General features: G+C 60.8%; 22 protein-coding genes and 1 pseudogene. 6 read left to right on the top strand and 17 right to left on the bottom strand.

All coding sequences use genetic code 11. The annotated features are described in order from the left end of the window. Positions 1-278 (top strand): hypothetical protein (locus Q8L50_RS06335; protein WP_305347814.1); only part of this gene is annotated, 278 nt, incomplete at its 5' end. Positions 279-404: 126 nt separating this feature from the next. Here the strand turns inward: Q8L50_RS06335 and Q8L50_RS06340 are convergent. The 12 genes and pseudogenes from Q8L50_RS06340 to Q8L50_RS06390 form a co-directional block, all read right to left on the bottom strand. Next, positions 405-2063, bottom strand: a complete 1659-nt coding sequence (locus Q8L50_RS06340; protein WP_305347815.1) for an MFS transporter — start codon at positions 2061-2063, stop codon at positions 405-407. Positions 2064-2244: 181 nt separating this feature from the next. Then, positions 2245-2886 (bottom strand): 2-hydroxychromene-2-carboxylate isomerase, encoded by a 642-nt coding sequence (locus Q8L50_RS06345; RefSeq protein WP_305347816.1) that lies wholly within the window; start codon positions 2884-2886, stop codon positions 2245-2247. After that, positions 2883-3155: a DUF1289 domain-containing protein gene (locus tag Q8L50_RS18925; protein ID WP_370869759.1), complete on the bottom strand. Its 273-nt coding sequence runs from the start codon at positions 3153-3155 to the stop codon at positions 2883-2885. The genes Q8L50_RS06345 and Q8L50_RS18925 overlap by 4 nt, the downstream gene beginning before the upstream one ends. Then, positions 3132-3638: pseudogene (locus tag Q8L50_RS18930) on the bottom strand (YbaK/EbsC family protein); the annotation flags it as partial. The pseudogene Q8L50_RS18930 and the gene Q8L50_RS18925, both read right to left, overlap by 24 nt. Further along, complete coding sequence (locus Q8L50_RS06355; protein WP_305347818.1) at positions 3638-4546, bottom strand: hydroxymethylglutaryl-CoA lyase; 909 nt, start codon at positions 4544-4546, stop codon at positions 3638-3640. The gene Q8L50_RS06355 and the pseudogene Q8L50_RS18930, both read right to left, overlap by 1 nt. Positions 4547-4550: 4 nt before the next feature. Further along, positions 4551-5480 carry a glyoxylate/hydroxypyruvate reductase A gene (locus Q8L50_RS06360; RefSeq protein WP_305347819.1) on the bottom strand — a complete coding sequence of 310 codons (930 nt, stop codon included), beginning with the start codon at positions 5478-5480 and terminating at the stop codon, positions 4551-4553. Between the two features lie 43 nt (positions 5481-5523). Then, positions 5524-7515: an acetyl/propionyl/methylcrotonyl-CoA carboxylase subunit alpha gene (locus Q8L50_RS06365; RefSeq protein WP_305347820.1), complete on the bottom strand. Its 1992-nt coding sequence runs from the start codon at positions 7513-7515 to the stop codon at positions 5524-5526. Between the two features lies 1 nt (position 7516). After that, a complete protein-coding gene (locus tag Q8L50_RS06370; protein WP_305347821.1) occupies positions 7517-8179 on the bottom strand; it encodes a DUF4126 domain-containing protein in 663 nt (220 codons plus the stop codon). A 10-nt stretch (positions 8180-8189) separates the two neighbouring features. Beyond that, a complete protein-coding gene (locus Q8L50_RS06375; protein ID WP_305347822.1) occupies positions 8190-9326 on the bottom strand; it encodes a dienelactone hydrolase family protein in 1137 nt (378 codons plus the stop codon). Positions 9327-9342: 16 nt separating this feature from the next. After that, complete coding sequence (locus Q8L50_RS06380; protein ID WP_305347823.1) at positions 9343-10128, bottom strand: enoyl-CoA hydratase/isomerase family protein; 786 nt, start codon at positions 10126-10128, stop codon at positions 9343-9345. 17 nt (positions 10129-10145) lie between these two features. Beyond that, complete coding sequence (locus tag Q8L50_RS06385) at positions 10146-11285, bottom strand: acyl-CoA dehydrogenase family protein (RefSeq protein ID WP_305347824.1); 1140 nt, start codon at positions 11283-11285, stop codon at positions 10146-10148. A gap of 17 nt (positions 11286-11302) precedes the next feature. Then, positions 11303-12937: a carboxyl transferase domain-containing protein gene (locus Q8L50_RS06390; RefSeq protein WP_305347825.1), complete on the bottom strand. Its 1635-nt coding sequence runs from the start codon at positions 12935-12937 to the stop codon at positions 11303-11305. Positions 12938-13072: 135 nt separating this feature from the next. Between Q8L50_RS06390 and Q8L50_RS06395 the strand changes: the two genes are divergently transcribed. Then, positions 13073-14116: an AraC family transcriptional regulator gene (locus tag Q8L50_RS06395; protein ID WP_305347826.1), complete on the top strand. Its 1044-nt coding sequence runs from the start codon at positions 13073-13075 to the stop codon at positions 14114-14116. 76 nt (positions 14117-14192) lie between these two features. On the opposite strand, the gene Q8L50_RS06400 is transcribed toward Q8L50_RS06395, so the two are convergent. Next, a complete protein-coding gene (locus tag Q8L50_RS06400) occupies positions 14193-14900 on the bottom strand; it encodes a helix-turn-helix domain-containing protein (protein ID WP_305347827.1) in 708 nt (235 codons plus the stop codon). Between the two features lie 259 nt (positions 14901-15159). Here Q8L50_RS06400 and Q8L50_RS06405 point away from each other — a divergent pair, with 259 nt between their 5' ends. The 4 genes from Q8L50_RS06405 to Q8L50_RS06420 all read left to right on the top strand — a co-directional run bounded on the left by Q8L50_RS06405 (position 15160) and on the right by Q8L50_RS06420 (position 18277). After that, entirely contained in the window at positions 15160-15519 is a 360-nt protein-coding gene (locus Q8L50_RS06405; RefSeq protein WP_305347828.1) for a group 1 truncated hemoglobin, read from the top strand. A gap of 136 nt (positions 15520-15655) precedes the next feature. Then, positions 15656-15943 carry a helix-turn-helix domain-containing protein gene (locus Q8L50_RS06410; RefSeq protein ID WP_370869758.1) on the top strand — a complete coding sequence of 96 codons (288 nt, stop codon included), beginning with the start codon at positions 15656-15658 and terminating at the stop codon, positions 15941-15943. A 343-nt stretch (positions 15944-16286) separates the two neighbouring features. Further along, positions 16287-16664, top strand: a complete 378-nt coding sequence (locus tag Q8L50_RS06415; RefSeq protein WP_305347829.1) for an RNA-binding protein — start codon at positions 16287-16289, stop codon at positions 16662-16664. A gap of 107 nt (positions 16665-16771) precedes the next feature. Next, on the top strand, positions 16772-18277 hold the full coding sequence (locus Q8L50_RS06420) for an NAD(P)/FAD-dependent oxidoreductase (RefSeq protein ID WP_305347830.1): 1506 nt from the start codon (positions 16772-16774) through the stop codon (positions 18275-18277). Here the strand turns inward: Q8L50_RS06420 and Q8L50_RS06425 are convergent. The 4 genes from Q8L50_RS06425 to Q8L50_RS06440 all read right to left on the bottom strand — a co-directional run bounded on the left by Q8L50_RS06425 (position 18274) and on the right by Q8L50_RS06440 (position 23472). Next, complete coding sequence (locus Q8L50_RS06425) at positions 18274-19425, bottom strand: zinc-binding dehydrogenase (RefSeq protein ID WP_305347831.1); 1152 nt, start codon at positions 19423-19425, stop codon at positions 18274-18276. The two genes, Q8L50_RS06420 and Q8L50_RS06425, sit on opposite strands and share 4 nt — an antisense overlap. Before the next feature lie 27 nt (positions 19426-19452). Beyond that, positions 19453-21018: an acyl-CoA synthetase gene (locus Q8L50_RS06430; RefSeq protein WP_305347832.1), complete on the bottom strand. Its 1566-nt coding sequence runs from the start codon at positions 21016-21018 to the stop codon at positions 19453-19455. Between the two features lie 139 nt (positions 21019-21157). Beyond that, positions 21158-22840 (bottom strand): ATP-dependent endonuclease, encoded by a 1683-nt coding sequence (locus Q8L50_RS06435; protein ID WP_305347833.1) that lies wholly within the window; start codon positions 22838-22840, stop codon positions 21158-21160. Positions 22841-23001: 161 nt separating this feature from the next. Then, a complete protein-coding gene (locus Q8L50_RS06440; RefSeq protein ID WP_305347834.1) occupies positions 23002-23472 on the bottom strand; it encodes a hypothetical protein in 471 nt (156 codons plus the stop codon). Between the last annotated feature and the right edge of the window lie 41 nt (positions 23473-23513).

Here is a 23513-nt window from a genome sequence, read left to right on the forward strand (position 1 = left end):
CCCTATGGACGCCGCCGAGCGACCACCTGAGCTACCGCACGCTGGCACTGGCACCGTACGTTGTGCGCGCCCCGCAAGGTCCGCTATCGCACAAATTCAGGGATGAAGCCGACGGACCGCTGTTGGCCGATTTGCGTCATAGTAACTCCCCCAAGGACTGGACCCGTTGCGGTCCTTGGATTCTGCGGAAAGCAGTTATCGAAAACGCTGCAACCCTGGGCAACAAGGTTCCTGACCGTACTTTCGGTGCCAGGCGATTACAGAGAGATTGGAAGTAGGTACGCCCTGCCGGGCGCACCAAAAAAAAAAAAAAAAAGCCCCCGACATGATGCCGGGGGCTCGCTGGCCGGTGCAAGCCAGATCAATGTGCGGGGCAGCCCAAGGCCTGCGCCGTCATGCAAGTATCAGTCGTTTGCGTAGATGTCCACGTCCTTGGTTTCCTTGAGGAACAGCGTACCGATCACCAGGGTGATCGCAGCCACCACAATCGGATACCAAAGCCCGTTGAACATATTGCCGGTTTGAGCCACGATGGCCAGCGCGGTCGCAGGCAGCAAGCCGCCAAACCAGCCGTTACCAATGTGATACGGCAAACTCATCGAGGTGTAGCGGATTCGGGTCGGGAACATCTCAACCAGCATGGCCGCTATCGGGCCGTACACCATGGTCACCAGAATCACCAGATAAGACAGGATCAGGATGACCATCAGCTTGTCCACCTTGGCCGGGTCGGCTTTGGCGGGGTAACCAGCTGCTTTCAGTGCGTCGCTGGTGGCCTTCTTGAACTCGACGTCCTTCTTCTTGGCCTCGTCGGCCGACAGCCCTACAGCGGTATAGCTGGTGATGACCGTCTCACCAATCTTGATGGTCGCTGGCGCGCCGGCAGCACCGGCTGCATTGTCATAACTAACCGAGTTGGCCGACAGCACCTGTTTGGCCACATCACACGAGCTGGTGAACTTGACGGTGCCGGTGGGGTTGAACTGGAACGAACATTCCTTGGCATCTGCCGTCACCACGACTTTATTTTTGGCCTGGGCAGCTGCCAGATCCGGGTTGGCGGCCTGGGTCAGGGCATTGAAGACCGGAAAATAGGTGACGATGGCCAGAAGGCAACCCGCCATGATGATGGGCTTGCGGCCAATCTTGTCCGAGAGGATGCCGAACAAAACAAAGAAAGGAGTGCCAATGATCAGTGAAGCGCCGACCAGGAGGTTGACTGTCACGCCATCGACCTTGAGCGACTGGGTGAGGAAAAACAGTGCGTAAAACTGCCCGGTGTACCAGACCACAGCCTGTCCGGCCGTCAGACCCACCAGCGCCAGGATAACGATCTTCAGGTTTTTCCACTGGCCGAAAGACTCGGACAGCGGCGCCTTGGACGTCTTGCCTTCAGCCTTCATTTTGGTGAAAGCGGGTGATTCGTTCATGCTCAAACGGATGTACACCGATACGGCCAGCAGAAAGATGGAGACCAGGAAAGGAACACGCCAGCCCCACTCAGCAAATGCAGCCTCACCCACAGCGGTGCGGACGCCAAGAATCACGACCAGCGACAACAGCAGGCCCAACGTGGCCGTGGTCTGGATCCATGAGGTGTACTGACCCCGCTTGCCGTGGGGTGAATGCTCGGCGACATAAACAACGGCGCCGCCGTACTCGCCTCCAAGCGCCAGGCCCTGAAGCATTCGCAGGCCGATCAGGATAATTGGCGCGGCAACGCCAATGGACGCGTAGTTGGGCAGCAAGCCAACGATGAAGGTGGATAGGCCCATGATCACGATGGTGATCAGGAAGGTGTACTTGCGGCCCACCATGTCGCCCAGGCGCCCAAATACCAGGGCGCCAAACGGACGCACCAGAAAACCGGCAGCAAACGCCAGCAGGGAGAAGATGGTGCGGGATGCGGGGTCCAGTGCCGAGAAAAACTGGTTACCGATGATCACGGCCAGGGTGCCGTACAGATAGAAGTCATACCACTCGAAAATGGTCCCCAATGACGAGGCGAGAATCACTTTTTTCTCCTCGCGTGTCATGGGCCTGTTGGGCGCTGTTGTTGTCATGGGCGGGCTCCAAAAATAATAAGGCCCTCGACATGAGGGCTTGCACAATTATTTTGGAGGTCACTGACCCAGCTCTGACGTGAATCCAACAGGAGCTTGCGCGAAACTTATCGGCCCCTGACAAGGCAAGGGATAACCCGCACGAATACCTGTACTTTTGCAGTCTGGCAGGGGAACGGGATTACTTCTGACGCTGAATGCCAGCGGGAAGCTGGCTTGCTGCGTCCCAGTCTGCGCCTGCGAACCAGCTCTCGCCCAGCAGATAGCCACGCAGCATGGACAGCGCGTCGAGTCCCCAGAAGAGCTTGCCGTCCACCAGCATGGTCGGCACGCCAAAAACGCCGTGCGCGATGGCCTCGTCACTGTGCGCGCTCAGCTGGGCCTTGACGTCTGCACCGTTGATGTCGCGCGGAGGCGCCAGTTGCGTAGCGAGAGAAACCGTCCGCTGCGCGTCCGCCGCCTCTAATCCGCTTTGCCAGACATGCCGGAAAATCGTTTCGCAAACGTAGCGGTTGGGTGTTCCTTGCACATCACAGGCCGCGGCCAGGCGCAGCAAAGCCAGCGGATTGAAAGGGTGGCTTGCGGGCAGCTTCAGCGTGATGCCCTGCTGCTGCGCCAGCCACAACACCTGTCGGTAGGTCCACTCACGCTTGCTGGCGATCTCGGCCGGGCCCAGCTGTCCATGGTGCTTGAGCAGGCCGGCAAACAGCAGGGGTTTGTAAGTCACGCTGTAGCTGATGCCCTTCAGCGCCTCGGGCAGCTTCTCAAAAGCCAGATAGGCGTAGGGCGAGATGAAGTCGAGGTAGAAGGTGATGTGTTTCATGGCTGCAAGGCCGCCATTCGCTGCTCGATCAGGTTCCAGACAGCGCGCTTGTCGGTATCGGTACCCTGACTCCAGAGGGCGATCTCGTCGCGTGTGCGAAAGCAGCCTTCGCACCAGCCGCTGGCTGCGCTCATGCGGCACACCGAGATACACGGCGAAGGAAGATTTATGGCCTGAGCCCTTATTTCATGAGCGCGAGCAGCTACCAAATTAATAGCGTGCTGCAAGTCTGCGATTTCCTGCACCGGATCCACAGCAATCTCGGCCACCGGCGCGCCGGTCAGCAACTGAAGCTGTTGCGGGCTGAGCTCGAACACCGCATGCGGATGCCCGGCCGCAGCCCATATCTGCTCAAAACGAAACAGGCTCTGATCGATCAGCGTGATCGACGGCGTGGCATGTGCCAGGGGCGGAACACCGCCAATGGAGAAGCCGGTACGCTCCTTGACAAAGGCTGCATCGGCGCGGCCCAGGCGTTTTCCGTCGGGGCAAATCAGGGCTTCAACCTTTTTTTCATCGACGCGCTGGTCCCCTGCGGTAATGACCAGCACCGCCGCGTCATCCGACTTGCGGCGAAACACAATGCTCTTGGCAATTTGTCCCAGCGCCACGCCCAGTGCATCGGCCGCCTGCTGCGCCGTGCGCGCCGCGTCGTCGAGCATCACGGGAGCATGCGGATGGCCGCGCTCCTGGAGCAAGGCAGCAACGCGCTGCACGCCCTCAGGCAAGGACATCAGTTCGGCACCACACATCAGTTCAACCTTTTGTTCAGCAAGGCCGTGGCCGCACGCGAATTCGGCTTGCGATCCAGGTAGTCACTGATGAACTTTCCAGCATCGATCAGCTTGTCGAGGTCAATACCGGTGTCTATGCCCATGCCTTGCAACATGTAGACCACGTCTTCAGTCGCCACATTGCCGGTGGCGCCTTTGGCATAGGGGCAGCCGCCCAGACCGGCACTCGAGGTGTCGTAGTTCCAGATGCCCATTTGCAGGCAGATCAGGGTATTGCCCAGTGCCTGGCCGTAGGTGTCGTGGAAATGACCCGACACGTCTTCGATGTCGTAATGCCGCAGCGTCGCTTCCATCGCACGCTGCACCTTGATCGGTGTGCCCACACCAATGGTGTCGGCCACACCCATGTGCTGCACACCGATGCTTTTGAGCAGACGCGCGACCATCTCCACACGCTCCGGCGCCACTTCGCCTTCGTAAGGGCAGCCCACGGCGCAGGAAATGGCGCCACGTACACGAATGCCGCGCGCCAGGGCTGCTTCAGTCACCGGTCGGAAGCGTTCAATACTTTCTTCAATCGAGCAATTGATGTTGCGCTGGCTGAAGGCTTCGCTGGCCGCGGCGAACACCACGATCTCGTCGGGCTTTGACAACACGGCAGCCTCAAAGCCCTTCATGTTGGGCGTCAGCACCGAATAACGCACACCCGGCTTGCGCGTGATGCCGGCCATGACCTCGGCGGCGTCGGCCATCTGCGGCACCCACTTGGGCGAGACAAAACTGGTGACCTCAATCTCGGTCAGGCCTGCGTCCTGCAGGCGGTGCACCAGCTCGATCTTGACGGCCGCGGGCACAGGCGCTTTTTCGTTCTGCAGGCCGTCGCGCGGGCCGACATCGACGATTTTGACTTTGGATGGAATGCTCATGGGATCAGTATCCTTTTTTCGGGTCAACCACACCGGCAAGGCTGGCAATAGGTACGCCTTTTTCTACCGCCCGGATTTTTTGGGCAATCTGGGCAATGGTTTCCTCGCGCAGCGTACGCGCCGAGGTGTGCGGCGTGATATTGATTTTCGGGTGTTTCCAGAAAGGGTGCTCCGAAGGCAAAGGCTCGGTGCGGAACACATCCAGTGTGGCGCCAGCAATATGCCCGCTGTTGATCAGCGCGATCAGGTCATCGTCCACCAGATGCGCGCCCCGAGCCACATTGATGACGTAGGCGCCTGGCCGCAATCTGGCCAGCGCTTCGCGGTCCATGATGTTCTCAGTCTCCGGTGTGAGGGGCAGCAGGCAGACCAGGATACGCGTCGCCGCCAGAAAATCCGCCATGCCAGATTCACCGGAAAAACATTGCACGCCCTCAACCCTTCGGGGTGAGCGACTCCAGCCATTCACCGGAAAGTCGAACTGCGCCAGGGTGCGCGCCACGCGCTCGCCCAACACGCCCAGGCCCATGACACCCACCGGGAAGTCAGCCCGCAGATGCGGCTTGCGGTAAGACCACTTGCCGCTGCGGATGTCGTCCTCGTAACCGTCGAGCTCGCGAAAGTGCCGGATCACCGCATGGCTCACATACTCGGCCATCTGCACCGACATGCCCGCATCATCAAGCCGTACCACTGCAGCTTCAGGTGGCAGGCGCAGCTTCAGCAACGCATCGACGCCAGCACCGATATTAAACAGCGCCTTGAGCTGGGGTTGCTCGTTCAGAAACTTCTGCGGAGGCGCCCAGACCACCGCGTAGTCAGCCGGTGGTGCGCCCGACGCCCAGTCCTCAACACTTTCCGCAGGAAACTCCGTACGCAAGCCGGCCACCCAGGGATCGGCCTTGGCGCCGGTACAACAAAAGAGAATTTTCATGGGCTCAATTGTGCCGTCACCTCGACCGGCAAGGGCTGCATGTTCAGGCTGCCAATTTCAGGAGTTCTGCGCCCTCTGTGACCTGGTCGCCGGGCGCGTACAGCAGCTCCTGCACCACCCCGTCGGCCGGGGCGGCAATGGTGTGCTCCATCTTCATGGCTTCCATCACGGCCAATGCCTGGCCTTTACTCACCTTGTCACCCACCTTCACGGCAAACGACACGACCTTGCCCGGCATGGGCGCAGTCAGCCGGCCAGCCTCGCCATGGGCCTCGCCGGCATGGGCCAGCATGTCCACCACCGTGATTTGTGTCGCGCCCTGACGGGCGAACACATGCACGGTTTCTCCCCGGCGGTACAGCCGCGCTTTTAGGCGCTGGCCACCGAAATCGAGCGTGACCGCATCGCCGTCGCGCGAAAACACCAACAGGCCCTCCTGACCACCCACCGCCAGACGCAGGGCGCCGTCATGCAGGTAGGTCAGTTCGGCTTTCGCCGGTTCGCCGTGAAACTCAAACTCAAAGCGGCGTAGCGCCACTCCATGCGCGCGCCACCCGTCGCGCTTGCTGAAGGGGTCGCTGGTTTCCTGGCTTTTTTCCTCCAGCAGGGTCAAGGCCACGGCTGCCGCTGCTGCAGCCGGCAGGCCGATTTTTTCCTGCTTGAAAAGCACCGCCTGCTCACGCGGGATCAGGGCCGTGTCCAGGTCGGCTTCGGCAAACGAGCGGCTATGTACCACATGCCGCAAAAACTGCACATTGGTGCTCAGACCCACGATGTGCACCTGCGCCAGCGCCTCGTCCATACGCGCCAGGGCCTGCTCACGCGTATCGCCATGCACGATGAGTTTGGCAATCATCGAGTCGTAAAAAGGTGAAATCACATCGCCCTCGCGCACACCGGCGTCCACACGCACCAGCCCGCGCTCAAAAGAAACCGAAGGCGGCAAGCCATACACATGCAGCGTGCCGGTCGCTGGCAGGAAATTGTTGTCCGGGCTTTCGGCGCAGATGCGCGCCTCAATCGCATGGCCATGGATGCGCAACTGGTCCTGCGCCAGCGGCAACTTTTCACCCGAGGCGACGCGCAGTTGCCACTCCACCAGGTCGAGGCCAGTGATGGCTTCGGTGACCGGGTGCTCCACCTGCAGCCGGGTGTTCATTTCCATAAAGAAGAAGTTCATCGTGCCGTCGCTGCGTTGCTCGACAATGAACTCGACCGTGCCCGCACCCACATAGTTGACGGCACGCGCCGCCGCTACCGCCGCTTCGCCCATCTGCTGGCGCATGGCCTCTGTCATGCCCGGCGCAGGTGCTTCTTCCAGCACTTTCTGGTGACGACGCTGCACCGAGCAATCACGTTCGAACAGATAGACGTAGTTGCCGTGGCTGTCGCCAAACACCTGAATTTCAATGTGGCGCGGGCGCTGCGCATATTTTTCCACCAGCACCGCATCGTCGCCAAAACTGTTGATGGCTTCGCGTTTGCAGGAGGCCAGTGCCGCCTCGAAGTCTTCGCTTTTCTCGACCGCACGCATGCCCTTACCGCCGCCGCCGGCACTGGCCTTGATCAGCACCGGGTAACCAATGCGGTCCGCCTCGCGCTTGAGCAGAGCCGGGTCCTGGTCGCTGCCATGGTAGCCGGGCACCAGCGGCACGCCGGCTTTTTCCATCAGTTGTTTGGACTCGGCCTTCAGGCCCATGGCCTTGATGGCCGAGGCTGGCGGGCCGATGAATACCAGGCCAGCAGCACCGCAAGCCTGGGCAAATTCCTCGTTTTCGCTCAGGAAGCCATAGCCCGGATGAATCGCCTCGGCGCCGGTGGCCCTGGCAGCAGCAATGATTTTTTCCCAGCGCAGATAACTGTCCTTGGGCGCGCTGCTGCCGATGTGAACCGCTTCGTCGCATGCCGTCACATGTTTGGCATCTGCGTCTGCATCAGAGTAAACAGCCACGGTCTGGATCGCCATGCGGCGAGCCGTGGCTGCTACGCGGCAGGCGATTTCACCGCGGTTGGCAATCAGTATTTTTTTAAACATGTCAGTCGTTCTTTGAAAAGGGAGATTTCAGGGTGAAAGCCGGTGCCGGCCCGGTATCGGGTTTGCCGCTGAAGATGCGGGCGACGCGTGCAAACAGTTGCCTCAGATAACGCCAGCAGATACGGATCAACCACACGCTCAGGGCCAGCATCAGCACCAGCATGAAAACAAACACCAGCGGGTGCGCGATGGCCAGCCACAAGCCCGCGGGCACCACGCTGTCTTCCACCAGCGAAGCGCCCACGTTACTGAAGGGCTCTGGCGATGTGTTGATGGCCGCGCGCGTGGTTGCCTTGGCGGTGTGGCTGGTGGCAGCCAGCGCGCCGCCCATCAGGGCCGCCAGCAAGGCCATCAGGCCGCTGTCGGCGCCAAAGACACCAGCCGCCAGCGCAGCACCAGCGGGGATGCGGATGACGGTGTGCACCACGTCCCACAGAGAGTCCAGCCCCGGAATCTTGTCGGCAAAGAATTCAACGAACACCATGAACCCGCTGGCACCCAGCACCACCGGATGCGCCAGCAGGTGCAGGCCTTGCGGCAGGACAAGCCAGCCCATAAAACCGGCCAGCCCGGTGAGCAATATCACCAGGTAAAGCCGAATGCCACTGGCCCAGCCCAGCGCGCCAGCCAGGGCAATCAGTTGTGCGGTGTCCAGGGGCTGCATACGTGTCTCCTCAGGGCCAGACGATGAAGTCGTCCACCGAATAGAGTTTGCATGGCGTTTTGCTGTTGCGCTGGCAGTTGTCCACCGCGCGCCTCAAGGGATCTTCGCCGCCGTCGGCCCAGCCCCAGGCGCCATCCGTTCCTATGGCGAAGGCGCGCGGGACAAATTTCGTCAGGTAGGTTTTGTAGGCCGCGCGCCCGGTGTCGCGCACATGGGGAAGTTTGCTCTCGTCGTCGATGGCGGCAAACCCGGTTCTGGGTGGCACGGGCATCAGTCCGCTCGCGGCGTATTTTGCAAAGTTGCCTACAGGTTCGCTGGGCAGGCCCACAGACGCCAGCAGGCGCGAGACTTCCGGCTGCCAGATCCGTTGTCCGGCGCGCGATGCAAACATGTTGTGCGCATCGTTGCCAAAAGTTCCGAACGCCACCAGACGGGCCTGCCCGCCGGCCGCCGTGTATTGGTCGAACATGGCCTGGTAGGTGTCTGTCGTGAAATAGCTGTCGTTGTCCCCATAGAACCACAAGGAGGGCAAACGGGTCTGAGCGGCATAACTGGCCGCCCCCGAGGCCAGGGCCTTCTGCCAGCTGTTGCAGCCCTCCTGTCGCAATCCCCCTGCAAAATTGACCAGGCCCTTCACTCCGGGGTAATTCAGCGGGCCAAAAGCCAGCGTGGTCCAGCCGCCATGGGATTGGCCCAGAACCACGATGCGGTCCTTGTCGGCCCAGGGTTGGGTGACCACATGGTCAAGCACCGCTTTGACATCCTCGGCCTGCACCTTGCCATTGCTCTCTACATTACATCCGCCGCCTATGTAGCTGCCGCCCGATTTCGAAAAGCCCTGCCGCATGGGCACCACCACCGCGTAGCCCCGCTGCAGAAAGTAGCGGGCTGCTGTCGCCGGCCGGTAACGACCCTGAAAACGCGCGTCGCCATAGGCCTTGCCATGGTTGATCACCGCCACCGGGAAAGGACCCTCACCGTCGGGCCTGTAGAGCGTGGTCTCCAGCGCAATGTTGAACAGGCCCTTTTTCGGTATCTGCACCACGGTCTCGTTGAGAGATGCGTCGATGTCCCCGGACTGCGCCATGACCGGGCCAAGTGACGCAGCCAGGCACACGGCGACAAAAATCAATTTTGGGGGGCGCATGGACAGGTACATCGTTTCAGACAGACTGCAACCAGTTGGGCTTGCGTTTTTGCAGGAAGGACTGCACTCCCTCACGCCCCTCGGGGCTGACACGGATGTCGGCAATACCTTCCACCGTCATCTGGATCAGCGATGGTGTGATTTCGTGGTGCGCCACGTCTTGCACCAGCATCTTGCATAGCCTGATCGCTTCCGGGCCGGCGTTGACAAGCGTTTTTGCGAGTTCGCCGACCCTGACATCCAGTTCGGTGGCGGTGACCACTTCGTGTACAAAACCAATGCGCAAGGCCTCAGCCGCATCAAAGCGCTCGGCTGTCAGAAAGTAACGGTGCGCAGCACGCGCGCCCATGGCGCGGATCACGTAAGGGCTGATGGTCGCCGGGATCAGGCCCAGCTTGACCTCACTGAGGCAATACCCGGCGCTGTCCACCGAGACCGCGATGTCGCAGGCCGCGACCAGACCAGTGCCGCCGGCATAGACATCGCCCTGCACCTTGGCAATCGTCGGCTTGGGGCAGGCATACACCACGCGCAGCATCTCGGCCAGCGCGCCCGCATCGGCGACGTTCTCGTCGCGCGTGTAGTCGGCCATGCGTTTCATCCAGTTCAGGTCGGCACCGGCACAAAAAGCGGTTCCGTTGGCGGCCAGCACGATGCAGCGCACTTCCTGGCGTTTGCCCAGTTCGATGAACACCGCCGTCAATTCGGCAATCACTTCGTCGTTGAAGGCGTTGCGAACCTCCGGGCGGTTCAACGTGACGGTAGAGATACCGCCGCCGAAGCTCAGTTCAAGATGTTTCATGGCCTGCTTCTTTCCGTTCAATAACGCTTGGCGACTTCTTCCAACATCACCTCGGTCGCGCCTCCGCCAATGGCCAGCACGCGCGCATCGCGCCACAGCCGCTCAATCGCGGTCTCGCGGATGTAACCCATGCCGCCATGGAACTGCTGGCAGGTCTGCACCACCTCGTTGACCAGTTCGCCGGTCAGCGCCTTCAGCATGGACACGTCCTGCACGATGTCATGGCCCTGGGTCACGCGCCAGGCGCAGTGGTACATGAAAGCGCGCGCGGCACGCGTCTTCGCGTCCAGCATGGAAAGGCGCTGGCGGATCACCTGCTGGTCCCACAGCGGGCCGCCGAAAGCCTGGCGCTGGCGCACGTAGTCCAGCGTGAGCTTGATCGCCTGCTGGCAATGGCCCACCGCCATCGCACCCAGCGCGATGCGTTCGGTCTGGAAGTTTTTCATGACCGAATAAAACCCCTTACCCTCCTCGCCCAGCAAGTTCCAGGCGGGAATGCGCACGTTGTCGAAAATCAGCTCGGCCGTGTCCGAGGACAGCCAGCCGGTTTTCTTGAGCGCGCGGCCAACGGTGAAGCCGGGCGTGCCCTTCTCGACAATGAACATCGAGATGTCGCGTTTGCCTGGCCCGGTCTTGGCCGCCACAAAATACAGGTCGGCGTGCACCCCATTGGTGATGAACATCTTGGTGCCGTTGAGCACCCAGTCGTCACCCTCGCGTTTGGCGGTGCTGCGGATGCCTGCCACGTCGGAGCCGGCACCCGGCTCGGTGATGCCGACGGCGGTGATCAGCTCACCGGCAATCACCTTTTTCATGTACTTGTCTTTTTGCGCCGCATTGCCCGCATGGTGCAGATGCGGGCTGGCCATGTCGGTGTGAACCAGCACGGTGATGATGAAACCGGCAAAAGTCGATTGCGACAACGCCTCGGCAAACACCAGGTTGGTCATCGCGTCGCTGTCGGCGCCGCCGTACTTCTCTTCATACATCAGGCCGAACAGGCCGGCCTGGCCCATGCGCCTCAGAACTTCGCGCGGCACGCAACCGGTTTCCTCCCAGGCGGCGGCGTGCGGCTCCACCTCTTTGGCAATAAAACGGCCAATCTGGTCGCGCAGGGATTCGTACTCGGGGGTGTCGTAAATCGAGGCGTTGGACATGGGTTCTTTCTGGCGCGTTACATGCGGAAGACGCCAAACTTCGGCTCAGGGATAGGCGCGTTCAGGCTGGCGCGCAGGCCCAGCGCCAGCACGCGGCGCGTGTCTGCCGGGTCGATCACGCCGTCGTCCCACAGCCGCGCGCTGGAGTAATAGGGGTGCGACTGGTGTTCAAACTGGTCCAGCATGGGCTGCTTGAAGGCTTTTTCTTCTTCGGCAGTCCAGGTTCCGCCCTTGGCCTCGATGGCATCGCGCCGAACGCTGGCCAGCACCGACGAGGCCTGCTCGCCGCCCATGACGCAGATGCGCGCGTTCGGCCACATCCACAAAAAGCGCGGGCTGTAGGCGCGGCCACACATGCCGTAGTTGCCGGCGCCAAAGCTGCCGCCGATGATGATGGTGAACTTGGGCACCTGGGCAGTGGCCACGGCCATCACCATCTTGGCGCCGTGGCGGGCAATGCCTTCGGCCTCGTACTTGCGGCCGACCATGAAGCCGGTGATGTTCTGCAAAAACACCAGCGGGATCTTGCGCTGGCAGCAGAGTTCGATGAAATGCGCGCCCTTTTGCGCCGACTCGCTGAACAAAATACCGTTGTTGGCGATGATGCCGACCGGCATGCCTTCGATGTGCGCAAAACCCGTCACCAGCGTGGCGCCAAAACGTGCCTTGAACTCGTCGAACTCGCTGCCGTCCACGATGCGGGCAATGATCTCGCGCACGTCATAAGGCTTGCGGGTATCAACCGGCACCACGCCGTAAACCTCATCTGCTGCAAATTCAGGAGCACGTGGCGCACGTCCCATATGGGCTGGAGCCTCTTTTTGCTTGTAGTTTGTATTCAGGTTGCCGACCGCGGCGCGCGCCAGTGCCAGCGCATGCGCGTCGTTCTGCGCCAGGTAGTCGGCCACGCCCGACAGGCGCGTGTGCACGTCGCCGCCGCCCAGGTCTTCGGCGGTGACGATCTCTCCCGTGGCGGCTTTGACCAGCGGCGGGCCACCCAAAAAGATGGTGCCCTGCTCCTTGACGATGATGGTCTCGTCGCTCATGGCAGGCACATAGGCGCCGCCGGCCGTGCAACTGCCCATCACGACTGCAATCTGGGCAATGCCCAGCGCACTCATGTTGGCCTGGTTGTAGAAGATACGGCCGAAGTGGTCACGGTCAGGGAATACATCGTCCTGGTTCGGCAAATTGGCGCCGCCCGAATCGACCAGATAGATACAGGGCAGGCGGTTTTGCTGCGCCACTTCCTGTGCGCGCAAATGTTTTTTGACCGTCATCGGGTAGTAGGTGCCGCCTTTTACCGTCGCGTCGTTGCAGACGATCATGCAGTCCACACCGTTGACCCGGCCGATTCCGGTGATCACGCCGGCGCAGGGTGCGCTGTCGCTGCCATCGCGGTCGGGGTACATGGCCAGCGCCGCCAGCGGCGCCAGTTCGAGGAAAGGCGTGCCCGGGTCCAGCAGCATCTGCACCCGCTCGCGCGGCGGCAGCTTGCCGCGCGCCACGTGTTTGGCCCGGGCCGCTTCACCGCCACCGGCGGCGGCCTTGGCCACTTGCACCTGCAGATCAGCCACCAGCGCGCGCATGGCGGCGGCATTGGCCTGAAAGTCCGCAGAGCGGGCGTTGAGTTTTGTCTCCAGAACTGGCATGTTTTCCTCATAGCGGCACGCGTGGCCGCACATCAGCCACACCTTAACGCCAAACTGCCCGGCACGGACCCGGGAAGCTCCCATGTGGGCGCCTCGCAGGTTGCAAATCGTGCCAACTTGACGCAAACTTGACTCATGCCTGCCCGCCGCCTGTCCACCGCACCCACACAGGCTGTTGCGGCCACACCTATGGCTTTTGCAAGAGTCATTGCAGCAGCCTACGAAAGAAACGGCCAAAACCCGGTCAAGGCACTGAAGCAGGCACAGATCACGCCAACCAAGCTGCAGCAGGCTGACGCCCGCATCACCGCCCGCCAGATGGAGGTCTTGTCCGGCGCGGCCATGCAGGAACTGGACGACGAAGCACTCGGTGCATTCTCGCGTCGGCTGCCCTGGGGCAGCTACGGCATGCTGGCCAGGGCCTCGCTCAGTGCGCCCAATCTGGGCGTGGCCCTCAAGCGCTGGTGCCGCCACCACAGCCTGCTGGCGGACGACATCCAGCTCAAGCTGGTGACCGCTGGCGAAAGCGCTGCCATTCAGATCGAGGAACGCGCTCACCTGGGCCGACAAGGCCAGGCCGCGCGGGAGTTCTGCCTGGTCCATGTGCTGCGCAACATCCACGGGCTGGCCTGCTGGTACATCGACTCGCGCATCCCGCTGCAGGGTGCGCGTTTTCCGTTTGCTGCGCCGGCGCATGTGGACGCTTATGGCCTGATGTTTCCCGGAACGCTGCGTTTTGTTGCCGCGCAGGCCGAGATCCGCTTCGACGCACGTTACCTGGTCCTGCCCCTGCGCCGCGACGAGAAAGCCCTGCAGCACATGTTGCAGCGCGCCCTGCCCCTGACGGTGCTGCCATACCGGCGCGACCGCCTGCTGGTGCAGCAGGTGCGCCAGGCCCTGACCGCCTGGCCCGAGCAAGCACACAAGGCCGACGGCATCGCCGCTCTGCTCAACATCTCGGCCCGCACCCTGCACCGGCAACTGAAGGAAGAAGGCGCGTCACTGCAGGCGCTGAAGGACGAGGTGCGGTTTGAACGCGCCAAAGACTTGCTCCACCGCAGCGACAAGCCGGTCAAGCAGGTGGCCGATGCCGCGGGCTTCCGCAATGAGAAGAGTTTTGCCCGCGCCTTCCGCCTGTGGGCCGGGGTGTCGCCGGGGGAGTTTCGAAGAAAAGCATGAAGGTGGCGGGTTGAGGGCGCCGAAACTACACAGTAGATGGCGATGCAGCTTAGCCGCGTTTTATCGAGTGCCGGACTCAGTGAGTCGCCTCATCGGCGCTGCGTGATTCACTCTGTGCGCCCAGCCCGGACAAGGCGCTGGTACGCAGCCAGTCTTGCAGTCTGCCGGCCAGCTTCGAATCACCCTTGACGTCAATGTCGCGACTCCTCACCGCGTCGCTGAACGGCCGCCTGCAGGTCCAGATTTCGGTCATGGTTCTGAGCGAACAGCGGATCAGGATGTCCACCTCGTAGCCGTTGTCATGCAGACACAAGTCAATCTCGCCGCTTTCGGACACCAGCCACCAGTCCCTCGCCCCGGCTGGCGCATCGGGGTATTCAAACTGCACGACCACCCGCCGCTGTGGGAACACCTGGGCGTCAACGCTGCGGCGCATATCCCACATCAGCAGGCCGGCATCCAGGTCGCCATCGTTCAGCCTCGAGCCGGCCCAGTGATGACCCCAAATGCCCAGGTGTTCGATGATGGGGCGCAACGCCTGCCCCGCGGGAGTCAGGTGGTAGGTGGGATTGGGCCTGGCTTCATGCATCACGACCACACCCGCATTGACCAGTTGCTTCAGGCGCGTGGACAGCAAGGTCGGCGAAAGCAGAGGCGTACCGCGTTGAAGTTCACTGAAACGGGTACTGCCCGCCATCAACTCGCGCACGATGATCAGGGTCCAGCGCTCGCACAGCAACTGGGTCGCCTGTGCCAGCGGACAAAATTGTCCGTAAGTCTTCATGTTCCATGCTCCTGGCGAGGCCATTGATCACGCCAGTCAGACGGAATCGTGAAGAAAACGCGCGACGCACGCTGCGCACCGCTACCATTCGCCCGAGCGGCTGCCCCAGCCTACGCGCTCCTGCGAACCGGGTCAAGGCAGAACAGTGGGCGCACTACAGATCCTGTACTTCACAGGTCCCGCAGGCATGACTAAGGTGAAGCCACTTCAATCATGAGTCCGGTATTGAAGCAACTTTTCCCAACCACTGGAGAACACAATGACCCAATCACTTTATGAACGCCTTGGCGCGACCGCAGGCATAACCCGTCTGGCGGGCGATCTGGTTGACAACCACATGATCAACACCCGCGTAGCCACCCGGTTTTCGGAAACGGATCTGCCCAAACTCAAGAATGCGGCCGCCACTTTTTTCATTTCCATCACGGGTGGCCCGAATGTCTACAAGGGCAAGGACTTGCTGGCCGCGCACAAAGGCATGAACATCGCTGCGTCTGAATTCATGGCGGTGCTGGACGATTCGCTGGACGCCATGAAGAAAAACGGGATCGGGCAACGCGAGCAGGAAGAAGTGCTGTTCGCGCTGCACAGCATGCGTACGCAAATAGTGCTGGTCTGATTGTCCGGGCGACCGCGCCGGCCAGGTATGCGGGGGCGCTGGTCGGGAGTGTGGGATTTCGTGGCCACTTATGGCCTGATGTTTCCGGCCCGTTGCAGTTTGGCGCGATGAAAAAACCCTGCAGCATGTGCGGCAAGTGCTGTCTGCCCACCCCAACCAGGCACACAACGCCCGTGGAGTGGCTGCGCTGCTGAACATTTCTGCACGCACGCTGCACCGGCAATTAAAGGATGAAGGAGCCTCTCTACAGGCCCTGAAAGACGAAGTTCGCTTCGAAAGCGCCGGGCAATTGCTGCATCGCAGCGACAAGCCCGTCAAGCAGGTGGCCGACGCGGCAGGCTTCAGAAACGAGAAAAGTTTTAGCCGGGCATTCAGGGCCTGGACGGGCCAAAATCCCGGAGAGTTCAGAAGAGGAGTAAAATAGGCGCGCTGTTGCAAAAATGCTTTCCTTTGCAACAACTGTAGTCTGACAAGGAAGTGGCACCTCTCATGCCGCCTCCGAACCATTTTGGCCGATAGTTCCGGCCCTCCCGGTCGTCAAACTCCCCCAGCGGCGAGCTTCACCCCGGTCTCTTTTCCTCCTTCCCCCGACCGAATTTACAACTTGGGACACCAGCCGGTTTAAGCCCTGGCGAAGTGACCCCGGTTCCACTGAACGCATGGTTTATGCCGTGCGTCAATTTCGTTGACCGGTTTTTTAACCGAAACCGTCATACCCGCTTCGCGTGTTTATTCAAAACCCGCAAGCTTTTTTGAAAGGTCCCAAAATGGGCAAGAAACTTTACGTCGGCAACCTCTCCTACTCGGTGAACGACGATTCCCTGCAACAACACTTTTCTGAATTTGGCGCGATCACTTCCGCCAAAGTCATGATGGACCGCGACAGCGGACGCTCCAAGGGCTTCGGCTTTGTGGAAATGTCCAGCGACGCGGAAGCCCAGGCAGCCATCAGCGGCATGAACGGCAAGTCCGTTGATGGCCGTGACATGGTCGTCAATGAGGCCCGTCCGATGGAGCCACGTACCGGCGGCTTCGGCGGCGGCGGTGGCGGTCGTCGTGATGGCGGCGGCGGCGGTGGTGGCTACGGTGGTGGCGGTGGCGGCGGCTACGGCGGCGGCGGCGGCGGTGGCCGCAACAGCTACTAAGCTCTGCAGCTCCATTAAAAAAACCGGTCTTTGGGCCGGTTTTTTTTCGCCTGATGTACGCCAGCTGACGCACCCAGCGCGTACCCGGCGTCACTTAAACTGCCCACATGACAGCCAGCCCCACCGACTCCAGCTTCTTCGACGTCGTGGTCGTGGGCGCCGGGCTCTCGGGCGTGGCGGCGGGCCACTACCTCCAGACCCAATGCCCGACACGCAGCTATGTAATTCTTGAAAACCGGCAGGCGATCGGCGGCACCTGGGACCTGTTTCGGTATCCCGGCGTGCGCTCCGACTCCGACATGTTCACCCTGGGTTACAGCTTCCGGCCCTGGGAAAGCGACGCCAGCTTTGCAAACGGGCCAGACATCCGGGCGTATGTCAACGCCACGGCGCGCGATGAAGGCATAGACCGGCACATCCGTTTTGGCCATCGCGTCACCAGCGCCGCCTGGGATGGGCGGCAGGCACGCTGGAGCGTCAGCGCCAGCCTCACTGCCCCGGGCGAGGCCACGCGCGAAGTGCATTTTTCCTGCCGTTTCCTGTTTTTTTGCAGCGGCTACTACAACTACGAACAGGGCCACGAGCCGCCCTGGCCCGGCCGTGAGAGTTTTGGCGGGCGCATCGTGCACCCGCAGCACTGGCCGGCCGGGCTGGACTACAGCCAACGCAAGGTGGTGGTGGTCGGCAGCGGCGCCACCGCGGTCACGCTGGTGCCCGACATGGCGGCCACCGCGGCCCATGTGACGATGCTGCAGCGCTCACCCAGCTACATCGTTGCCCTGCCGGCACACGACCGCATCGGCGCGCTGCTGCGGCGCTGGCTGCCAAACCGGCTGTCTCACCCCCTGATCCGCTGGAAGAACATTGTGCTGGCCAGCGCGTTTTATCAGTTTTCGCGCCGCAGGCCTGCCACCGTGAGGCGCCTGATTTTGCGGCAGGCCGCGCGGCTGTTGGGCCCGGGCTTCGACGTGCAGCGCCATTTGGCGCCCAGCTACCAGCCATGGGACCAGCGCCTGTGCATCGCGCCCGACGCCGACCTCTTCCGCGCCGTCCGCGAGGGCAAGGCCGACATCGTGACCGGCCAGATCGAATGTTTCACGCCGACGGGCATACGCCTGGCTTCAGGTCAGGAAATTGCGGCAGACGTGATCGTCACCGCCACCGGCCTGGAGCTCAAGGTGCTGGGCGGCGCGGCGCTCAGCGTGGACGGTGTGGCGGTGGACTTTTCGAAGACCGTCATCTACCGGGGGGCCATGTTCAGCGGTGTGCCCAACATGGCGGTGGCCTCTGGCTACACCAATGCGTCGTGGACGCTCAAGTGCGAGCTGGTGGCGCGTTATGTCTGCCGGCTGCTCAACGAGATGCAAGCGCATCAACTTGAGGTATGTGTACCGGTCAATGACGACCCGCAGCTGCCGACGCAGGCCTTCCTCGACCTGAGCTCCGGCTATGTGCAGCGCTCGGCCCATTTGCTGGCGCGCCAGGGCCTGCGCCGGCCGTGGCGCATGTACCAGAACTACCTGCTGGACCTGCTGGTGCTGCGCTTTTCACCGCTGCGCGATGGTGTGCTGCGCTTTTCGGCCAAACCTGCGTCGGGCGAGCCGCGCGATTAGGCCACCAGTCCTTTGTTGGGGTTGAGCAGGTACTTGGTGCCCGTGGCGCGCTGGCCGTACACCGCAATCTCTGCCGGTTGCAGCGCCTCGGCCAGTGAAATCTCTTTTGAATAGCTGCTGGCAAAGGTGGTCTTCAGCTCATTGGCTACACGCTGGCGCAGGGCTTGCGCGGCCTCTGCACCAATGCGCTGCAGAAACGGAAACAGCAACCAGCCGCCCATGCCCCAGGCCATGCCGAAGTTGCGGTTGAACTCTGTGGGCCGCGTGTCCAGCCCACCGTAGATGTAAACCTGCTTGTGTGTGATGGAGCCGTAACGGCTGTACTCTTTGGCCGTGCGGTTCAGCGCAGCCTCCATACAGCCAAGGATCTGCCCGGCCAGCTTGCCGCCGCCAGTAGCGTCAAAGGCCAGGGTGGCGCCGGTAGCCACCAGGGCCTGAGTCAGGTCCTCGATGAAGGTGGGCGCCGTGGCGTCACACACATAGGTCGCGCCCAGCGACTTCAGCAAGGCCGCCTGCTCCGGCTTGCGCACGATGTTGACCAGGCCTATGCCGTCCTTGATGCAAATCTTGTTGAGCATCTGCCCCAGATTCGACGCCGCTGCCGTGTGCACCAGGGCCGTGTGCCCCTCCAGCCGCATGGTCTGCACCATGCCCAGCGCGGTCAGCGGGTTGACAAAACACGAGGCCCCCTCGGCCGGTGTGCTGCCTTCGGGCAGCAGCAGGCATTGTTCGGCCTTGATACAGCGGTATTGCGCATACATGGCACCGCCCAGCAGGGCTACCGTTTTGCCCAGCAGCGCCTGCGCGGCAGGCGCGCTGCCCGCCGCCACCACCACACCCGCGCCTTCGTTGCCCACGGGCATGGCCTGGCCCAGCCGGCCGGCCATGGCTTTCATGGCCGCTGGCGGAATCTGCATCGTCACCACCGGGTGGCTGGCCGGGCCCGACAGCTTGGCGGTGCTGATGTCACCCGCGCCAAACAGCAAGCCAATGTCCGACGGGTTGATGGGTGTGGCCTCTATGCGTACCACCACCTCATCGTCGGCAGGGGTGGGCGTGGGCACGCTGGCGAGCGATATCTCCAGCACGCCTTCCGGCTTGACCAGGGACTGCAGTTGAAGGCCGGTAGGGGTAGGGGGTGTCGTCATTTTGTCTTCCGTGGTTTGTTTGATTGATTAATACCCGGCAAATACATCCTGGTAGCGCACCCGCAGGTCCCGCTTCAAGAGCTTGCCGCTCGGGTTCTTGGGCAGCGCGTCGGTGAACACCACCGCCTTGGGCGCCTTGAAGCCGGCAATGTGTTCATTGCAATGGGCCAGCACCTGCTGCTCGGTCAGCGTCTGACCGTCCTTGACGACGATTATCGCCACCACGGCCTCGACCCATTTGGGGTGCGACACACCGACCACGGCCACCTCCGACACGGCGCCCAGGCGATAGATCATCTCTTCGACCTCGCGGCTGGCCACGTTTTCGCCGCCGGTCTTGATCATGTCTTTTTTGCGGTCCACCACGGTGATGAAACCTTCGTCGTCGATGGTCGCCAGGTCGCCCGAGTGAAACCAGCCGCCCTCAAAGGCGGCTTTTGTTTTTTCTTCGTCGCGAAAGTAGCCCAGCATCAGGTGCGGTGAGCGGTGCACAATCTCGCCAACCTCACCGGGCGCCACATCGTTCATGCCGTCGTCCACCACGCGGGTTTCGACATTGAGTACCGCACGCCCACAAGAGCCGGGCTTGCGCAGCTGATCGTCGGGGCCCAGCATGGTGGCCAGTGGCGCAATTTCGGTCTGGCCGTAAAGGTTCCAGAAGCCGACGTCGGGCAGCCGCCGCGCCAGCTCGCGCAGCACCTCGACCGGCATGATGGACGCGCCGTAATAACCCTTGCGCAGGGTGGACAGGTCAGAGCCATCGAACATCGGTGAACGCAGCAGCGCAATCCACACCGTGGGTGGTGCAAAAAACGACGTGATGCCATGCTGCGCCATCAGCGGCAGCAGGTTGTCGGGCGTGGGTTTGGCGGTGATGATGCTGGTGGCCCCCACATAAACCGCCGGGCCAAAAAACACGTCGAGCTGCGCGCAGTGGTACAGCGGCAGCGCATGAAGCATCACGTCGCCATGCGCAATGCTGGCATCAACCGCGCAACTGGCGTACTGCGAGATCACCGCGTCGTGCGTCAGCATCGCGCCTTTGGGCATGGACTCTGTGCCGCTGGTGTAAACAATCTGCGCCAGGTCGGTGCTGCCCAGTGACACTTCGGGCGGTGTGCCTTGGGTTGCGGCCAGATCGTCAAACGAGGTCATGCCCGGCACCGGCTGCGTAGCGTCTTCCGAAGGCAGCCAGACAAACTGCGTCACTTTCGTATCCAGCGCCGCAGCGTTGCGCGCCAGCTCGGCCAGGCCAGAGTCGGTGGCCAGCATCTGCGCCTCGGCATGGCGCAGGATAAAAGCCACCTCTTCGGCCTTGAGCATGAAATTGATCGGCACCAGCACTGCACCCAGCCGCGCGAGCGCAAAACGCAGGGCCGCAAATCCGTGCGAGTTGCGCGCCAGCACCGCGATGCGGCTGCCATGGCCCACTCCCATGCCAGCCAGGCCAGCGGCCACACGGTCCACCAGCGCATCAAACTCGGCAAAGGTCCAGCGTGTGTCGCCGCAGATCAGGCCGGTTTTGTGGGGATAACGTTTGGCGGTGCGGTGCAGCAGGTCGGCAATCGTTTGCCGTCGGGTGGCGGGGTTCATGGTGTCTCCTGTTTTTATCTAACCACACGGGCATCCTAATGATGCCTGTGGTGGTGGCTGCAACAGCGTCGGCAATGAGAAACGCTTTATCCGGATTTTCGGTTTTCGACGAATCCGCTAAGGGCAATTTGGAAAGGTTCTAAGCAACCAATTTCTTCACAAACCCTCTAGCAGATTCCAGCTCAGGATCGTCAGCCAGACTTCTAGCAAGGACAGAGTTCACCCAAGCCGGGCCATGCCCCCCCGCACTCTTGCAAAACTGTTCGATTTCACCGACTGGAACCACAAAGATCCCCATGCCCGCCAAGCTTTTAAAGAGTCTACCGGCCGCCTGTGACGCTTCACCACTCGGAACGAAAGGTAATCCAACTACCTTCGCTTGTGCCCACGCCGATCCTTTCCGAAGCACTGTTGCTACTCTGCTTTTTGCACTCTTAATCGACTCCTGATTGGTCAATGTCGCTGCTACGGAGATGAGCTCTTCGCGGAGTTCCGCAACAGATAGGTCGGGCTTCTTGAGGCCAATTGCAGTGTTGACGACATTCCAATCTGAGGAAACGGTCGTCCAATCGTTTCCTGTCGCTTCTACTATGTCGCGTAACGGCCGCTCATCATTCAACACATCAAAGTCGCACACCGCAACTGTAGGCACTCCTACCGCACTAAGTGCCCTTACAACCATCGCAATTCGTGCCTTTCCTCCGCAATGCGTGAACATAATGTCAGATTGGCGCCGCGCACCATCCGGGCTCACAGCTTGCAAAATCGCGGAATAGAACTGACAGTCCGCATCGGCCTCGCAAACAACTACTTTGTCGTGAAATAGACCATCTAGGATGTTGGAATGCCTGAGCAAAGGATCGCGCCAAATTTCTGCAACACTAGCCGTATTCAGCTCTCGAACCGTTGTCGTATTGGCCACACGCTGTAGCCGAAGTATCCGGATGGCATTTTTCTTTGAATCCAGAACACCACGGACGATGTCCCCGCTGTGCGTTGCTAAGAATAATTGACGTCCGCGCGCTTTATCGTCGGCTATCGTTCTTCCTATGAATCTAGCCTGCGGAGGGTGCAAAAATGCCTCTGGCTCGTCAATAAGCAAAATCGGGCGTTCCCCAACAATAGAATTTAGCAGGACCCCAGCAAAACTCCGCATGCCATCGCCTTGGTCCTGCAGCTTGGCGAGAGCCTCCACTGCCTTGACATATTCATGACTGAACGGCTGAAGAAGCATCTCTTCAGATGAAAAGTTGCCAACATACAGAGGTACCGTCCGTCCAGCGTTTCTGTGTACATACAAATATTTTCCAAACGCAGCAAAGAACTTCTCGCTTACCCGCCTCTCTAGTTCAGGGTTTCGTTGCAAATGTCCTATCGGGTGTGCCGGCGCACTATCGAATGCCGTGTTTTCGGCTTCCCGGACTAGTTGGAGACGCTCCTCGGTTTTCATCAAGTGAACAAAAAACCCAGCTTGATTATGAAAATGAGATTCACCGAGAGTCCAACTATTTTTCAAGTTGTCCCAATTTGTTCGGTTTCCAAGAAAATCGAATATCCTCTGCCCAGAGGTGTGGGGTTCATCGTGGGCAGTTTTTTTCAGCCACTCCTCAAGATCTTGCGTTGTTCCTTGGCGAGCTAATTGAAGGGATGTGACCAAAGTAGTTGGAGATGTCGCATTATTCAATTTCGATTGAATATCGCGGAGCGTCTGGCTTTTCCCGCAATTATTTGGGCCGACGATGAGCACTACGTCATCGCCACTTAGCTCAATAGTGGTGGAATCAAGGAAAGTAATACTGCGTACATGAGCGCTAATGGTCATTGAAACTCTCCCGCTTGATTCTTAACATCTCCGCCTCAATGATATGACCTGTTTTGGATGGACACCGAACCCGTCGCGACGGTAGTCTAAACGTGAGCTTCGACTTTGAAGGTCTGCTTGCCCGACACGTTCAAACGAAGTTCATCCGACTGCGATCAGTATCATTCGGCACTGGCCCGAAGCTCTTTCAACTGCGGAAGCGCGACGTCACGCGAGACGATTTCATACCCGTGATAGATGTTGTCGGGACCGTCATAGCGATGAAAACCTGGCTTGTAGTCCGAAAGCACGTTGTAGCGGATAAAAATCGTCTCCCCCTCGCGCAACGCAAACGCACGGGCTACAGGAAACACGGAGCACCATGAATTTTGGCTTTTAAGAAGATGCTGTCCTTGGGGAAGCTCAAGGCGATGAAACCCGCCGTTCTGCATGGAGCGCACTGCGCCGCCGTCGATTGAAAACTGGGGACAACCCCAGCTTGCAAACGAACGATCCGGTCGATACACATAGACCACGCCATTGCCACTTGAAGGGGCGGCGGTTTCCGTGAAGGGTGTTCCCGTCGCGCAAGCAGCGAGACCGGCGACCAGAACGAGGGTGATGATGACCCGGAAGATTTTTTGTAGAAGCATTGCGTCCCTTTCGCAGAAATTTGTTATGGAGGTGCGTACAG

Source organism: Polaromonas sp. (assembly GCF_030680935.1).
Lineage (GTDB): Bacteria > Pseudomonadota > Gammaproteobacteria > Burkholderiales > Burkholderiaceae_C > Polaromonas.

Bases quoted from the DNA above. Each gene is read 5' to 3' on its own strand.
- Q8L50_RS06395 (WP_305347826.1), top strand. From the start codon at position 13,073: ATGCCTGCCCGCCGCCTGTCCACCGCACCCACACAGGCTGTTGCGGCC.
- Q8L50_RS06380 (WP_305347823.1), bottom strand. From the start codon at position 10,128: ATGAAACATCTTGAACTGAGCTTCGGCGGCGGTATCTCTACCGTCACG.
- Q8L50_RS06340 (WP_305347815.1), bottom strand. From the start codon at position 2,063: ATGACAACAACAGCGCCCAACAGGCCCATGACACGCGAGGAGAAAAAA.
- Q8L50_RS06355 (WP_305347818.1), bottom strand. From the start codon at position 4,546: ATGAGCATTCCATCCAAAGTCAAAATCGTCGATGTCGGCCCGCGCGAC.
- Q8L50_RS06345 (WP_305347816.1), bottom strand. From the start codon at position 2,886: ATGAAACACATCACCTTCTACCTCGACTTCATCTCGCCCTACGCCTAT.
- Q8L50_RS06405 (WP_305347828.1), top strand. From the start codon at position 15,160: ATGACCCAATCACTTTATGAACGCCTTGGCGCGACCGCAGGCATAACC.
- Q8L50_RS06435 (WP_305347833.1), bottom strand. From the start codon at position 22,840: ATGACCATTAGCGCTCATGTACGCAGTATTACTTTCCTTGATTCCACC.
- Q8L50_RS06390 (WP_305347825.1), bottom strand. From the start codon at position 12,937: ATGCCAGTTCTGGAGACAAAACTCAACGCCCGCTCTGCGGACTTTCAG.
- Q8L50_RS06360 (WP_305347819.1), bottom strand. From the start codon at position 5,480: ATGAAAATTCTCTTTTGTTGTACCGGCGCCAAGGCCGATCCCTGGGTG.
- Q8L50_RS06415 (WP_305347829.1), top strand. From the start codon at position 16,287: ATGGGCAAGAAACTTTACGTCGGCAACCTCTCCTACTCGGTGAACGAC.
- Q8L50_RS06370 (WP_305347821.1), bottom strand. From the start codon at position 8,179: ATGCAGCCCCTGGACACCGCACAACTGATTGCCCTGGCTGGCGCGCTG.
- Q8L50_RS06375 (WP_305347822.1), bottom strand. From the start codon at position 9,326: ATGCGCCCCCCAAAATTGATTTTTGTCGCCGTGTGCCTGGCTGCGTCA.
- Q8L50_RS06440 (WP_305347834.1), bottom strand. From the start codon at position 23,472: ATGCTTCTACAAAAAATCTTCCGGGTCATCATCACCCTCGTTCTGGTC.
- Q8L50_RS06365 (WP_305347820.1), bottom strand. From the start codon at position 7,515: ATGTTTAAAAAAATACTGATTGCCAACCGCGGTGAAATCGCCTGCCGC.
- Q8L50_RS06385 (WP_305347824.1), bottom strand. From the start codon at position 11,285: ATGTCCAACGCCTCGATTTACGACACCCCCGAGTACGAATCCCTGCGC.
- Q8L50_RS06430 (WP_305347832.1), bottom strand. From the start codon at position 21,018: ATGAACCCCGCCACCCGACGGCAAACGATTGCCGACCTGCTGCACCGC.
- Q8L50_RS06425 (WP_305347831.1), bottom strand. From the start codon at position 19,425: ATGACGACACCCCCTACCCCTACCGGCCTTCAACTGCAGTCCCTGGTC.
- Q8L50_RS06420 (WP_305347830.1), top strand. From the start codon at position 16,772: ATGACAGCCAGCCCCACCGACTCCAGCTTCTTCGACGTCGTGGTCGTG.
- Q8L50_RS06400 (WP_305347827.1), bottom strand. From the start codon at position 14,900: ATGAAGACTTACGGACAATTTTGTCCGCTGGCACAGGCGACCCAGTTG.